Here is a 13,803-nt window from a genome sequence, read left to right on the forward strand (position 1 = left end):
CGACCTGCCGCCGTGCCCGGTGCGCATGGCGACCGGACGGCCTACGGGCACCGCATCGGCGCTTCTATCATCGTCCTCGAACTCACCAGCCTTCGAGGAATTCCGTGATCGCTCCCATCGTGCCCCCCGTTGCCGGCCCTCGGTCCCGTCTGCTGTTGCTCATGCCCATGGCGGAGCAGCACCAGGCGCAGTTGCGACAGCTTTTCGACGTGGTCTATGCCCCCACCGCCGAAATGCGTGCAAAGGCGGTGGCCGAGCAGGGCGATCAGATTGAGCTGGTGCTGACGATTGGCGCGGTCGGCCTGCGTGCCGACGAGATCGCGGCGATGCCGAAGCTGGGCTTTGCCGCGGCACTCGGCGCGGGTTACGAGAACATCGACATCGCGGCGGCCAAGGCGCGTGGGGTGGTCCTGGCCAATGGCGCGGGCACCAACGACGCCTGCGTGGCCGACCATGCGATGGCTTTGCTGCTGGCCAGCGTGCGCGCGCTGCCGCAGCAGGAAAAGGCGCTGCGGGCGGGCATCTGGCGTGATGAGCTGCCGCTGCGTCCGAGCGTGAACGGTCGGCGCCTGGGCATCCTGGGCATGGGCACGATCGGCCTGCGCATTGCGCGGCGCGCGCTCGCCTTCGACATGGAGGTGGGCTATCACAACCGCCGGCAGCGCCATGATTCGCAGGGCTGCCAGTACTTTGACTCTGTCCTGGGCCTGGCCGAGTGGGCGGACTTTCTCATCGTCGCCGCGCCCGGTGGCCCATCGACCAAGCATCTGGTGAATGCGCAGGTGCTCGCCGCGCTGGGGCCGAACGGGCACTTGGTCAACATCGCGCGCGGCAGCTTGGTCGATACCCAGGCGCTCGCGCAGGCCTTGGCCGCCGGTCAGCTGGGAGGCGCCGCGCTGGACGTCTATGAGTCCGAACCGCAGCCGCCGCAGGCGCTGCTGGATTTTCCGAATGTGATCCTGACGCCGCACATCGCGGGCTGGTCGCCCGAGTCGGTGCAGGCGACGGTGGATCTGTTCGTGACCAACGTGCAGCGCTGGCGTGACGGCCAGGCACCGCTGACGCCGCTCTGAGCGGCGGCGGGCTCAGAGCTTCTTCACGAACTCCGACTTCAGCCCCATCGCGCCGATGCCGTCGATCTTGCAATCGATGTCGTGGTCGCCGTCGGCCAGTCGGATGTTCTTCACCTTGGTGCCGACCTTGACCACCAGGGACGAGCCCTTGATCTTGAGGTCCTTGATGACGGTGACGGTGTCGCCGTCCTGCAGCACATTACCTACGGCGTCCTTGATGACGCGCACCTCGTCGGCGGGCGCGGCGTCGGACGCCTGGGCGGACCATTCATGGCCGCATTCGGGGCAGACCCACTGGGTGCCGTCCTCGTAGGTGTAGGCGGATTGGCACTTGGGGCAGGCAGGCAAGGAACTCATGGTGAAGGCCGGGTCAGGAGAGGGATCGGATCAGGCGGCGGTGAGGCGGCCGGTGGGTGAAGGCTGCAGGGCCTGGACCAGTTCGCCCGCGCTTGGGCGCTGGGTCGGGTCCGGCTGCAGGCAGGCATCGCGCAGGCGGGTCAGCAGGGCCTGTTGAGGCGGGGGCAGGGCATCGCAGCGGGCCAGCAATTCTTCCAGCAAGCAGCCCAGGGCGCGTACGTCCAGGCGTTTGAAGGCCTCGATCTGAGCGGGCGGGACGGCTGACAGGAACGAGGCCGCGCCGAAATCGCCCAACAAGGCCTGACCCTGTCCGTCGTGCAGGATGTTGTGGGCGTAGAGATCCCCATGCAACAGGCCGCGGTCATGCAGGTGCTGCAAGGCCGATGCCATGCCCGTGGCGAGCCGCATGGCGGCCTGCGCGGTGAAGCGCAGGTCCGGCGCGTAGACGTCCCGGGTGCAGGAGTCGAGGCTGGGCGGGCCGGCCAGTGTGGTGAACTCAGGACCGATCAGCGGCATCAGCAGGCCCTGGGTCTGGGCGGGGTGATCGCTGAGGCGGGCCTGGACCGAGATCAATTGCGGATGCGCACCGGCTTGCAGGCAGGCCGCCAGTTCGCTCTCGGGCAGGCCGTCGCTGGTCAGTCCGCCCTTGAAGAGCTTGAGCGCGACCGGGTCGCCCGTCGCTTGGCGCGCGCGGTAGATGTGGCCCGAGGCGCCTTCGCCGAGCAACTGCTCCATCGCCAGGCTGGGCCACGGCACTGCGGGGATGGGGGCCTGCCGCAGCGCCGCGGCTTCGTGGTCCAGGCTGAACGGGTTGCCGCCGAATGCGAGCCAGGACAGACGCGGGAGGGTGGGCAGCCAGTCGGGCAGTGCTTGCAGCTGATTGGCCGAGACGCGCAGCAGTTCAAGGCGCTGGCATTGGGCGAGGCTGTCCGGCAGAGCACGCAGTTGATTGCCGGCGAGCGCGAGCTTTTGCAGTCGATGGCAGCGGCCGATGGCCTCGGGCAGGGCCTCGATGCGGTTGTCGGTGAGGATCAGCCAGCGCAGCCGGGCGGGCAGCGCGGCGGCGGGGACGTCACGGATCTGGTTGCTCTTGAAGCCGACCATCTCCAGGTGCTCGCAGCGTCCCAGCACCTCGGGCAGATGGGTGAACTGGTTGTTGGAGCAGAACAGGATGCGCAGCCGATGCAGGCGCGGCAGGTCGTCCGGCAGCGTGCTGAGCGCGTTGCCGCTCAGGTCCAGGATCTCCAGCGAGTCGGCCAGGGCGTAGATCGCTTCGGGAAAGGTCTGCAGGCCGGCGGCGGTCAGGGTGAGGCGACGGACGCCCTGCAGGGCGCCGGTGCGCAGTTGCTCCAGAGTATCCAAACGATGTGTCCCTCGGCCGCGTCGGGATTGGCGGGCGGCAATGAAAAAGCCCCGACGCGTGGGCATGGGGGCTGACAAGTGTAGGGGGATGGCGCTGGGGGAGGGCCGACGCCAAATCAATGAAAAAGCTTGTTCGTCGGCGTCCGGAAATAACTTGTTTTTGTGTACGCTCTTTCCGCTTTGCGTTCAGACGCCATCGCGTTTGGCTGCTTTCTGATTCCTCATTCTTTGTATCAACATCATGAAGAGAGTATTGCTCGTTGTCTTCGCCCTGGCGTCTGCGCTGGGCACTGCCACTGCGGCATCGCCAGTCGGCCCTACAGAGATCTTCAAGGTGGTGACGGGCGCCTACGACAAGGTGATGCAGGACGATCCCGCAACCGCCCGGAAGATGCTGCGCGACGTTCTCGCCAATGCGCGATATCAAGACGATGCCCGAGGCCTGTCGTTGGCTTATGTGGCGTTGGCAGACATCGAGAAGTTTGAAGCGGCGGGATCTCCGTTGCCTTTTGATGGCACGCATGTGGGCGCCGCGGGCAACAAATTTGAATCGGTGGTGACCGGGGCCAGCACGCCCCAGGCATTGGCCTACCTGCAGGCGGCCGAGCAACAGCTGTTGCGGCAAGAGAGCCCGGCGGTCCAGGCGGGCGACGACTTTGCGTTGAGCGCCCTCTGGTTTGAAATGGCCAGCATCTATGGCCGCGTGCCGGACACAACAAAGTTGTGTGGCGCTCTGAGCAAGAGCCTGGAATTTCACTTGCTGGGGACTTCCAAGCACCCCGGCGAGCCGGTCATTCTCTTCGGGCGGCCCGGCACCTCGGAGCAGTTTCAGAAAGTGATCGAATTCCGAAAGAAGGCAAACCAATGCGTGGGAAGGCATGCCAGCGGGGCGGAGGCACCGAAATGACGTTTTCAGTGTCTTGCCGCTGAGGTGGCAATTCGAGCTGCTACGACAGCTCAGCCTGTTTCCTGGCGGGAAAAGAAAAAGCCCCCGACACCTTGCGATATTGGGGGCTTCAATTTTGGCTCCTCGACCTGGGCTCGAACCAGGGACCTACGGATTAACAGTCCGGCGCTCTACCGACTGAGCTATCGAGGAAATGTACTGATCAGATCCTGTCGATCTGAATTCTTGGGCCGCGGTCTTCGGTCGGACCTTGGCTGAAATAGAACGAAGGTCCTAAGACCTTCGTCATCTGATCTTGGCTCCCCGACCTGGGCTCGAACCAGGGACCTACGGATTAACAGTCCGGCGCTCTACCGACTGAGCTATCGGGGATCAGAGCCTAAGAGTATACACAGAAAAGTCAGCGCTTCACAAGACCCACTCCACGGACGCTCGCCATGTGCGACCCGCGAGCGGATAGAGGTACACATGGTCGTACTGATAAGGCGACTCGCGCCACGCGCGTCGATCGGTGACGTTGTCCACCCCGACTCGCCAGATCAGCAACTGCCGCCCGATGTTCTGCTCATAGCGTGCGCCCAGGTCCAGTCGGGTCCAGCTGGGAATGCTCAGGCTGTTGTCCGGCAGCACCATGCGACGACCTTCATAGACCACGCCCGCCTGGAGCTCCAGGCCGGGCAGTCCGACCTGCTGTCGCGCCTGCAATTTGAGGACGGTCTCCGGTACGTTGGTGGGCTTGAGGCCATTCAATGCGGCGTCGTCGCTGCCATGGCGGCGCGCCCGCAGCTTCATTGCGCTGGCCTGGATGCCGCCGCCCTGCCACTTCAGGTCGGCCTGCGCCTCCATACCGCGATGGTCCTGCGTGCCGTCGAGACGACGCACCAGGTTGCCGTCGGCATCGGCTTGCACATCGCGCCAAGCGGGCTTGCTGATGTCGAAGTAATTGATCGACCAGTCCACCGTCCGGCTGCCCGATTTGAGGCCGATCTCCCACTGCTTGCTGCGCATCGCGGGCAAGGCCTGGCCCTTGTTGAGATAGTCCGGTCGGTTCGGCACAACATCCGATTCAATGCCTTCGCCCCAGCTCGCATAGGCCAGCAGTTGCGGATCGATGGCAAAGCTCAGCCCCAGCCAGGGCGTGGTGACGGACTGCCGATAGCCGGTGGGCGCCTCCTCGCCAGCGGCCGCGTTGACCAGGATGCTGTCGCGGTGGAGTCGGGTGTGACGCACACCCAGCCACGCTTGCCAGCGCTCGTTGAGTTGCACCGCGTCGCGCAGGTACAGCTCGGTGCTGCGTTCGTCGCGGTTGGTGTTGGTGCTGAGCAGGTCGGGTTGCGGATCGTTCTGGAGCGAGCCGTCGATGCTGCCTGGGCCGACGCCGTTGTAGGCCTGCCCTTGCAGGCGGCTCTTGAAGCGGCTGAAGAGCACGCCGGTGGTGAGCTCGTGGGTCAGGCCTCCCATGCGAAGACGGCCCTGGGCGGACAGATCGAGCGCGTCGCTGCGGCGGCTCTCGTTGTCGCTGCGGAAATCGTATTGATCGAAGGTGCCGTCGGAGCAGTAGGCGCTGTAGTTGTCCTCCTTGCCGCAACCGAACGGATAGGCGAGCCGGTCATCGGTGGTCAGCCGCTGGGTGGCGACGTGCGCCTGCAGCTTCCAGTCCGCATCCAGACGATGTTGCACTCGCAGCGACGCGGTGCGGCCCTCGAAGACCACCGGTCGGCTCCAGCGCTGATTGTTGAGGTTGGTGCGCGGATCGATGGTCTTTGCATCCGGCAGCACGCTGCCGAGCAGGCTGAAGCCCGGCTGGCTGGGTTGGCTTTGGCGGTTGAGTTCGACCTCGGCCTCGACCAGCGTGTCGGGCGTCACGCGCCAATCGCCGGCGACGGCCATCAGCCAGCGGCTGCCCTTGGCGTCGCGGGTTTCCGGATCGAGGTGGGCGGCGTTCAAGTTGACCCGCAGGCCGAAGGCCTTGTCATTGCCGCGGCCGTCGCTGAAGCGATGGCTCCAGTCCATCGACGATTCCACCGTGCCGCGCTCGCTGACGCCCAGGCTGAGGCTGGTCAGCTCGACGGTGGGCCGCTTCACGACCAGGTTCACCAAACCACCGGGCGCGCTGGTGCCGGCCTGGATGCCACTGGTGCCCTTCAGCACTTCGATGCTGCTCTTGTTGCTCAGCGGCAGCGCGGTGTCCGCGCTGATCGGCAGGCCGTCGCGGCGGTAGTTGAAGCGGTTGTCCAGGTCATAGCCGCGGATCTTGAGATACGAAACGTAGCCCGGCGAGTTGTAGCTGTCGCCCACGCTGGCATCCAGCAGCGCGAGGCCGGAGAGTTGGCTCAGGCCGCGCTCGGCCAGCCGCTCGCTGCTGATGATGGCGGCCTGCATCGGCAGCTTGGCGACGGGGGTGTCGCCGAAGCCGCTCAGCGCGACCGGGGCTTCCGACGCGCCTTTGATGACGACGCTGGGCAGCGCGGTGTTGCCGGTGGGCTTGTCCGAGGACGCCGATTGAGCGGCCGCGTGCAGGCCGAAGCCGCCGGCGATCAGCGCGATCGCGAGTTGGTTCAGCCGCAGAGCGGGGAGGGTGGGGAGGAAGGAAACAGACGAAATTGCCATCGATATGCCGAAGCCAGTGATGCGATGGCAGGTCGGCAAACCGGACACGCCGATGAGAAGTCGGGTGTCGGACACGAAAGGTGTCGGATGGCGTGCTTCCCTGCGCGAGGATTACCTCGGGCCGCAGATCACGCTGCGGCCTGGCAGCCGAAGCCGCTGATCAGGTTCAAAGGGACTTTCTCAGCCGGTCCGCCGATTCATCAGCAGCGCCAGCACCCCTAGCGAAACTCGACGGTGAACCGCCGAACGACCGCGATTCTACGGCAGCAGATGGTTGTTATTGGCTGGCAGGGCTGTCTCGAGAAGGGACGTCACCGGCGTCCGCTGAATGCAGCCGGGGCCCATTGCCGGTGCGCCAAGCTCGCAGCTCCTGGTCTCGTCAGCGCGACTGGGACGAAGATCTCATCCAGACGCTTCACACGACATTGGGGACAGCCTATTGATCGTCGCGAGTCGCTGAACTATGGTGCCCCGAACACAGGGAGAGACCGATGCATGAGCTTGTCATTCGCCCGGATTGGGCGCTGCAAATCAGCCAACTGCGCAGCCGTCTGACCGAGGACACCAACCTCATCAGCTGGGGCAATACCTTCTACCGCTGCTGCCACAGCGGGCCACCTGTGCCTCTGCTCGTCGCTACGTCCGATCGGCGCGTGGCGCTGCCGCTGCGACTTCGCCCCAGCGACCTTTACATCACGCAGATTGGCTCGGTCACCGACATGGGGCGTTATGGCAGCCTGACCGGTGAACTGTCCGTCAGCGCGCCGAAGTTGGAGCACGCCGTGCGCAGCCTGACGGGCGGAACCGTGCATGGCGACAAGGCATTCGAGCTACGCAGTCTGGTGGTGTTCTGCGTGGCTGAGGCCTTGCGCTTCGATAGCCTGGCGCACGACATCGGTTTTGCGCTTCGGACTTCCGGCGTCGCCGGGGGCGCCAAGGCGATGCCGCTGAGCCGTTGGTGGCCGACGGTGCATGCGTGGGGTCAAGCCTGTGACGCGATCTGGTCCGGTCTGGACGGTGATCTTCGCCGTGCATCGCTGTTGCCACAGACCTCACGCACCGGCGCCGACCGTACCCGCTCTGGCCGGGTGGCGTATGAGGGCATGAGCGGTGTCGTGCTTGAAGCTGCGAAGCACGCAGCCGCCCTCAAGCGCCCAGCAGCTTGAACCGCGCCTGACCCCAGCGCGGGGCCCTGAGCGCGCCGTCCCAGGCCGATGAAAAAACCCGCCGGGTCCAGGACCGGGCGGGTTGATGATCGTCGACCATGCAGACCGACGACAGGCAATGCGCCGCGAGGCGCAGCGCGTTCAGTCGAAGACCGGCGTCTCCACGCCCAGCACCTTGTGCAGCTTCGGGCTGGTGGTCGTGTATTGCAGATGGACTCGCTTCTCGGGATTGATGATCGGCATCGCACCGAAGGCCGCCAGGGCCGCTTCGTGGAAGCCCGAGAGAATCAGCTTCTTCTTGCCCGGGTAGGTGTTGATGTCACCCACCGCGAAGATGCCGGGCACGCTGGTCTGGAACTTCTCGGTATCCACCAGGATCTGCTTGCGCTCCAGCGCCAGACCCCACTCGGCGATCGGGCCCAGCTTGGGCGACAGGCCGAAGAACACCAGCACCTGGTCCGCCGGCACCACGCGGGTGACGCCGTCGCCGCCAGTGACCTTCACGCCCTTGAGGAAGTCCTCGCCTTCGTCCAGGTCCGACACCTGACCGACGATGAACTGCATCTCGTAGGCATCACACAGCTCGCGCATCTTGGCGACCGAGGCCGGCGCGGCACGGAAACCATCGCGGCGGTGCACCAGGATCACGCTCTCGGCCTTGTGCGGATTGCCGTCGTCATTGGCCGCGCAGAAGTTCAGCGCCCAGTCCAGCGCGGAGTCGCCGCCGCCGATGATCACCAGGTTCTTGCCCGCGAACTGCGCCGGGTTGCGCACGCGGTAATGGACCTGCGAGCCCTCGTACTTGTCGATGCCGTCGACCTTCAGCGTGCGCGGCTGGAACGAGCCCACGCCGCCGGCAATGAAGATGGTCTTGGTGAGGAACTGCGTGCCCTTGCTGGTCGCCACGAAGAAGCGGCCGTCGTCCTGCTTCTCCACCGTGGTGACTTCCTGACCCAGATGGAAGGTCGCGCCGAAGGGCTCGATCTGCTTCATCAGGTTGTCGGTCAGCTCCTTGCCGGTAACCACCGGCAGCGCCGGAATGTCGTAGATCGGCTTGTCGGGATAGAGCTCGATGCACTGGCCGCCGGGGTAGGCGAGCGAGTCGATGATGTGAGCCTTGATCTCCAGCAGGCCCAGTTCGAACACCTGGAACAGGCCCACCGGGCCGGCGCCCACGATCACGGCATCGGTTTCGATCACGCCCGCGTGCGGGGCGGAGGTCGCTTCAGTCACTTGCGTTTCCATTCTTGCGTTGATGGGGCGCCGGCAGGGCCCGGCCGCCCGCGGAGAGGGAGAGAAAGGTCAGCGGATCAGCTGATCGAGCTTGCCCGTCTTGTCCTTCCACTCCTCGGCGTCCGGGAGCGGCGACTTCCGCTTGGTGATGCTGGGCCACTTCTTGGCCAGGTCGGCGTTCAGCTTGATCATCATCTGCTGGTCGCCGGGAACGTCCTCTTCCGGCACGATGGCATTCACCGGGCACTCGGGGATGCAGACCGCGCAGTCAATGCATTCATCCGGGTCGATGGTCAGGAAGTTGGGGCCCTCGCGGAAGCAATCGACGGGGCAGACATCGACGCAATCGGTGTACTTGCAGCGAATGCAGGCTTCGGTGACGACGTGGGTCATGAGCGGCTCTTGTAAAGGCGGGGGCCATCGGCGGCCCGTGGGAGTCTGCGCGGCACCTGGGCACGCCATTCAGCGGGAGACACAACCAAACCATCCAAGTCAGGTCGACCCACAGAGAAGCGATTTCCGGGCGTGCGCGGACAGAAAACGGCGGATTTTAATCGTTCGGGGTTTGTGCCAGTGTCTCCGGCGTGCCCCGCCTGTGGTTATGCAGCGTTTCCGACGCGCTTTTCTCACGGTCAGCGTGCGGGGATCGCGCATCGGCCCCCGGCGTCGCGCTCCCGGGGGACGCCGCCACCGGCGCGGCCCCCGCGCCCACAACGACCACTGTAGGCCGACCTCGGTGAAGCATGGCGGCGGCCGGCAGCGTGTCGACCCGATGCTCGCTGGCCAACGCATCGGCCGCACCCGCGCGCGAGACCACGCTCACCGGCGTGTCCGCCGGCCAGCCGGCAGCGATCAGGCGGCGAGACAGCGCGGCCAGTTGCTGCCCGGCCATGTAGAAGACCTCGGTGTCGGCTGTCTTGCCGGCCTGCAGCTCGCCTTCGCGGGTCATGGCGGTGGTCAGCGCCACGCTGCGACCTTTACCGCGACGGGTGAGCGGACGCGCCGTCTGGGCCGCAGCGGCCAGCGCCGCAGTGACGCCGGGAATGACTTCGCTGTCGATGCCGGCCTCGGCCAAGGCTTCCAGCTCTTCCTCCAGGCGACCGAACACGCTGGCATCACCGCCCTTGAGTCGCACCACCCGCGCATGTTGTCGCGCCTGGCGCACCAGCGTCGCGTTGATGGCGGTCTGCTGGGTCGAATGGGCGAAGCCGCGCTTGCCGACATCGATCCAGTGGGCATCCGGCGCCAGCTCGCGCAGGGCGGGATCGGTGAGCGCATCGAACAGCACCACATCGGCCTGGGCCAAGGCGCGGGCACCCCGCAGGGTGATCAGGTCGGCGGCGCCCGGCCCGGCGCTGACGAAGATGACGCGTCCCATGTCGGCTCCTGTGGCGGCGGCGTTCAGCGGACCAGCAGCGCGCCGCTGGTGCGGTTGCTGGTGGGGTCGACCACGATCATGGCGCCGCCGACGCGGTTCTCCGCATAGGGCTGGACCGGCAGATCGGCCTGCAGCTCGACGGTGACATGACCGATCTCGTTGACCGACAGCTCCTGCGCCTCGGTCTCCGCCAGCGTCTGGATGTCCAGCCGGTGGTGGAGGGCTACGATGCGGGCCTGCACCCAGCGATTGCCGTGGCGCACCCAGTATTTGCGGCCCAGCACGGCCGGTTCGGTATCGAGCCAGGCGAGCGTGGCCTCGACGCTGCGGCGCGGCGCGGCCGAACCCGGGGCGACGATCCAGTCCCCGCGCGAGACATCCACCTGGCGGTCCAGCACCAGACCGGCCGATTCACCGGCCAGACAGGCGTCCACCACCTCGCCCGCGCGACGCAGTTCGGCCACCACGGCGGTCACGCCGCTGGGCAGGATCTGCACGCTGTCGCCGGCGCGCACCTGGCCCTGGGCAATGCGGCCCCACAGCGTGCGCGGCTGGTTGCCGGTGCCTTCGCCTTCCCGGGCGACATACTGAACCGGCACCGCCAGCGGCGCTTCCACCGTCTCCTGCACCGTGGGCAGCGATTCCAGCACCTGCAGCAGCGAAGGGCCCTGGTACCAGTCGGCGGCCAACGGCTGGGTGACGTTGTCGCCGCGCAGGGCGGAGACCGGCACCACGGCGGTCACGCGGATGCCGGCCGCAGCGGCGAACTTCTCCAGTGCGATGCCGACCTTGCGGAAGGCTTCGCCCGGATCGGCGGCAGCATCGATCTTGTTGATCGCGAACACGATGCTGGGCACCCGGAGCAGATGGGCAAGCAGGCTGTGGCGACGGGTCTGCGGCAGCAGCGGCACTTCGGCGGCGTCAAGGTCCAGCTTGGTCACGTCCACCAGCACCACGGCGGCATCGCTGCCTGCTGCGGCGGTGACCATGTTGCGGGTGTACTGCTCATGGCCCGGCGCATCCGCAATGATGAACTTGCGCTGCTTGGTGGCGAAGTAGCGGTAGGCCACATCGATGGTGATGCCCTGCTCGCGCTCGGCCTCCAGGCCGTCGGTCAGCAGGCTCAGGTCGATCGGCTGGCCGGCGGCGCGCTTGGCCAGCGTGTCCAGCTGGTCGGCCAGGATGGCGCGGCTGTCGAAGAGCAGGCGCCCGATGAGGGTGCTCTTGCCGTCGTCGACACTGCCCGCCGTCAGGAAGCGCAGCGCGCGGTGGGTGGTGTCCACCTCCGATTGGTGGACCTTGCCGGCGGCGGTGGCGGAAGCCGAATCGGCCGCCGCGTGGGACGTTTGAGCAGACATCAGAAGTAGCCCTCTTTCTTGCGACGCTCCATCGAGGCGTCGGACGTGCGGTCATCCATGCGGGTCGCGCCGCGCTCGCTGACGGTCACGGTCAATGTTTCGGCGACCACGTCGGCCGCATTGGCCGCCGGGCTTTCGACCGGGCAGGTGCAGGTCATGTCGCCGACGGTGCGGAAACGCACCTGCGCGGTCTCGACCTGCTCGCCCGGCTCCGGCGGCGTGACCTCGGTCAGCGGCACCAGCAGGCCTTTGCGGCGGATGACCTGGCGGTCATGGGCGTAATAGAGCGACGGCAGCGGGATGTTCTCGCGGGCGATGTAGAGCCAGACGTCCAGCTCGGTCCAGTTGCTGATCGGGAAGGCACGGAAGTGTTCGCCCGGACGGATGCGGGTGTTGAACAGGTTCCACAGCTCGGGCCGCTGCTCCTTGGGCTGCCATTGGCCGAAGCTGTCGCGGTGGCTGAAGATGCGTTCCTTGGCGCGCGCCTTTTCCTCGTCGCGACGGGCACCGCCGATCAGCACATCGAAGCGGTGCTCTTCGATGGTCTCCAGCAGCGTCACCGTCTGATGGCCGTTGCGCGATTCCAGCGGATGCGAGAGCCGGATCGTGCCCTTCTTCATCGAGTCTTCCAGATGGCCGACCACCAGGCGCTCGCCCATCTCGGCCACGCGGCGATCGCGGAATTCGATCACCTCGGGGAAGTTGTGGCCGGTGTCCACATGCACCAGCGGAAAGGGCAGCTTGCCCTTGAAGTCGTTGCCGGCAATCCGCTGCTTGAAGGCCTTCTCGGCCAGGCGCAGGACCACGCAGGAATCCTTGCCGCCGGAGAACAGCAGCGCCGGCCGTTCAAAGGCGGCAGCCACTTCGCGCAGGATGAAGATCGCTTCCTCTTCCAGATGGTCGAGGTGGCGGTGGTCCGCCAGCGGCAACAGTTTTTCGAGATTGACGGGGGCGTTCATACCGGGGCTCCGGAGGTCGCGTGGGACGTCGTCGTGGCCGACGTCGGGGATTCGGTGGCGCTGGGCGCATCGCTGTGGCTGGCGTGCAGGCCGCATTCCTTGGCACTGTCTTCCCACCACCAGCGGCCGGCGCGGAAGTCCTCGCCGACGGCGATCGCCCGGGTGCAGGGCGCGCAGCCGATGCTGGGCATGAACTGGTCATGCAGCGGGTTGTAGGGGACGTCATGGAGCTGGACGTAGTGCCAGACATCCGCCCAACGCCATTCGGCCAGCGGATTGATCTTGGTGCGGCCCTGGCCGTCGTCCTCGCGGAAGGGCACGTCCGCGCGGTTGGCGCTCTGCTCACGGCGCAGGCCGGTGATCCAGGCGCTGCGGCCGGTCAGCATGCGCGACAGCGGCTCCAGCTTGCGCACGCCACAGCAGGCCTTGCGCAGTTCGACGCTGCGGGTCATCGGGAACTCGCCGTTCGCCCGCACGAAGTGCAGCACCTGTTCGCGCACCGGGGTGAAGACCTCGACCTCGAGACCATACCGGTTCCGGATGCGCGGGATCAGCGCCAGCGTCTCGTCATGCAGCATGCCGGTGTCGAGCGTGGCCAGCGCGATGGGCAGGTGATGGCGGGCGATCAGGTCGGTGATCACCATGTCCTCCACGCCCAGCGAGGTGGACTGCAGCGCGCCGGGGCCGAAGTCCGCGGCCACCTGCCGCAGGACCTCGACGGTGCGCGCCAGACGCTCGTCGAAACCCGGCGTGGCGCGGGCGTACAGGCCGATGGCCGATCCTTTGGCCCCGGCACCGGGACCGGCGCCGATGGCGGAGACCGCGCCTGGCGCATCCAGCGACGACACCGTGGCCGCACCGCGATCCAGGGACGACACGAGCGGCGACTCCTCGGCGCTCATCGATCAGGCTCCGGTGCGCGCGAACAGCGGGCGGGGTTCGTTGACATCGGCCTGGTAGTGGCCGGGGAAGAAGCCCAGCGCGCGCTCGGCCGCGTCCTGGCGCTGGTCGCCGCGCAGCTGGACCGCATCGACGCCGCAGCGCTTGAGCAGCGGCAGCATGTCCACCAGCACCTCGCCGATGGCGCGGATCTCGCCGGGGAATTTGTAGCGGGCGCGCAGCATGTGCGCTTGCGAATAGGCGCGGCCATCGACCCACTTGGGGAACTGCAGCACGACCAGCGACAGGCGCGGCAGATCGGCGGCGAGCTCGGCCACATCGGCCTCATTGGACAGCAGCACGCCGGTGGCCAGGCCCTGCGGCCAGGTGTCGCGCACGGCGTGCCATTGCTCCAGCGTGAGCAGCTTGTGATCGGCGGCGGCCGGGTGCGGCTGCGGGCCGTCCTCGCCAGCGCAGGTGTGCCAGGGGTCTTGAGCGGGGGTGACGAACTTCATGGCGGC

The 13,803-nt window shown here is 66.7% G+C and carries 13 protein-coding genes and 2 tRNA genes; 3 read left to right on the top strand and 12 right to left on the bottom strand.

Going from position 1 to position 13,803, the window contains the following annotated elements:
- Nucleotides 1-161: 161 nt before the first annotated feature.
- Nucleotides 162-1,073, top strand: coding sequence for a 2-hydroxyacid dehydrogenase (locus N4261_RS05850; RefSeq protein WP_261760621.1), 912 nt, complete (start codon nt 162-164; stop codon nt 1,071-1,073).
- A 12-nt stretch (nt 1,074-1,085) separates the two neighbouring features.
- On the opposite strand, the gene N4261_RS05855 is transcribed toward N4261_RS05850, so the two are convergent.
- Entirely contained in the window at nt 1,086-1,430 is a 345-nt protein-coding gene (locus N4261_RS05855; protein ID WP_261759270.1) for a zinc ribbon domain-containing protein YjdM, read from the bottom strand.
- Between the two features lie 30 nt (nt 1,431-1,460).
- Complete coding sequence (locus N4261_RS05860; RefSeq protein WP_261759271.1) at nt 1,461-2,792, bottom strand: leucine-rich repeat-containing protein kinase family protein; 1,332 nt, start codon at nt 2,790-2,792, stop codon at nt 1,461-1,463.
- A gap of 241 nt (nt 2,793-3,033) precedes the next feature.
- Between N4261_RS05860 and N4261_RS05865 the strand changes: the two genes are divergently transcribed.
- The gene (locus tag N4261_RS05865) at nt 3,034-3,699 is read left to right on the top strand and encodes a hypothetical protein (protein ID WP_261759272.1); all 666 of its coding nucleotides are present in this window, start codon (nt 3,034-3,036) and stop codon (nt 3,697-3,699) included.
- Between the two features lie 116 nt (nt 3,700-3,815).
- On the opposite strand, the gene N4261_RS05870 is transcribed toward N4261_RS05865, so the two are convergent.
- From N4261_RS05870 to N4261_RS05880, 3 genes are all read right to left on the bottom strand, one after another.
- Nucleotides 3,816-3,891: transfer RNA gene (locus N4261_RS05870), tRNA-Asn, on the bottom strand.
- A 104-nt stretch (nt 3,892-3,995) separates the two neighbouring features.
- Nucleotides 3,996-4,071: transfer RNA gene (locus N4261_RS05875), tRNA-Asn, on the bottom strand.
- 36 nt (nt 4,072-4,107) lie between these two features.
- Nucleotides 4,108-6,384 (bottom strand): TonB-dependent siderophore receptor, encoded by a 2,277-nt coding sequence (locus tag N4261_RS05880; protein WP_261759273.1) that lies wholly within the window; start codon nt 6,382-6,384, stop codon nt 4,108-4,110.
- 416 nt (nt 6,385-6,800) lie between these two features.
- On the opposite strand from N4261_RS05880, the gene N4261_RS05885 reads away from it, so the two are divergent.
- On the top strand, nt 6,801-7,475 hold the full coding sequence (locus N4261_RS05885) for a hypothetical protein (protein WP_261759274.1): 675 nt from the start codon (nt 6,801-6,803) through the stop codon (nt 7,473-7,475).
- A gap of 141 nt (nt 7,476-7,616) precedes the next feature.
- Here the strand turns inward: N4261_RS05885 and N4261_RS05890 are convergent, their stop codons facing one another.
- From N4261_RS05890 to N4261_RS05920, 7 genes are all read right to left on the bottom strand, one after another.
- Nucleotides 7,617-8,708: an NAD(P)/FAD-dependent oxidoreductase gene (locus N4261_RS05890; protein ID WP_435532008.1), complete on the bottom strand. Its 1,092-nt coding sequence runs from the start codon at nt 8,706-8,708 to the stop codon at nt 7,617-7,619.
- Between the two features lie 69 nt (nt 8,709-8,777).
- Nucleotides 8,778-9,101, bottom strand: coding sequence for a ferredoxin FdxA (fdxA, locus tag N4261_RS05895; RefSeq protein WP_261759276.1), 324 nt, complete (start codon nt 9,099-9,101; stop codon nt 8,778-8,780).
- A gap of 157 nt (nt 9,102-9,258) precedes the next feature.
- Entirely contained in the window at nt 9,259-10,086 is an 828-nt protein-coding gene (gene cobA / locus N4261_RS05900) for a uroporphyrinogen-III C-methyltransferase (RefSeq protein WP_261759277.1), read from the bottom strand.
- Nucleotides 10,087-10,109: 23 nt separating this feature from the next.
- Complete coding sequence (locus tag N4261_RS05905; RefSeq protein ID WP_261759278.1) at nt 10,110-11,444, bottom strand: sulfate adenylyltransferase subunit 1; 1,335 nt, start codon at nt 11,442-11,444, stop codon at nt 10,110-10,112.
- The gene (cysD, locus tag N4261_RS05910) at nt 11,444-12,403 is read right to left on the bottom strand and encodes a sulfate adenylyltransferase subunit CysD (RefSeq protein ID WP_261759279.1); all 960 of its coding nucleotides are present in this window, start codon (nt 12,401-12,403) and stop codon (nt 11,444-11,446) included. Before cysD ends, N4261_RS05905 begins: the two co-directional genes overlap by 1 nt.
- On the bottom strand, nt 12,400-13,305 hold the full coding sequence (locus tag N4261_RS05915; RefSeq protein ID WP_261759280.1) for a phosphoadenylyl-sulfate reductase: 906 nt from the start codon (nt 13,303-13,305) through the stop codon (nt 12,400-12,402). Before N4261_RS05915 ends, cysD begins: the two co-directional genes overlap by 4 nt.
- Before the next feature lie 3 nt (nt 13,306-13,308).
- Nucleotides 13,309-13,797 (bottom strand): DUF934 domain-containing protein, encoded by a 489-nt coding sequence (locus N4261_RS05920; protein ID WP_261759281.1) that lies wholly within the window; start codon nt 13,795-13,797, stop codon nt 13,309-13,311.
- Between the last annotated feature and the right edge of the window lie 6 nt (nt 13,798-13,803).

It is taken from the genome of Roseateles amylovorans (genome assembly GCF_025398155.2).
In the GTDB taxonomy this organism is placed as follows: Bacteria; Pseudomonadota; Gammaproteobacteria; order Burkholderiales; family Burkholderiaceae_C; genus Roseateles; species Roseateles amylovorans.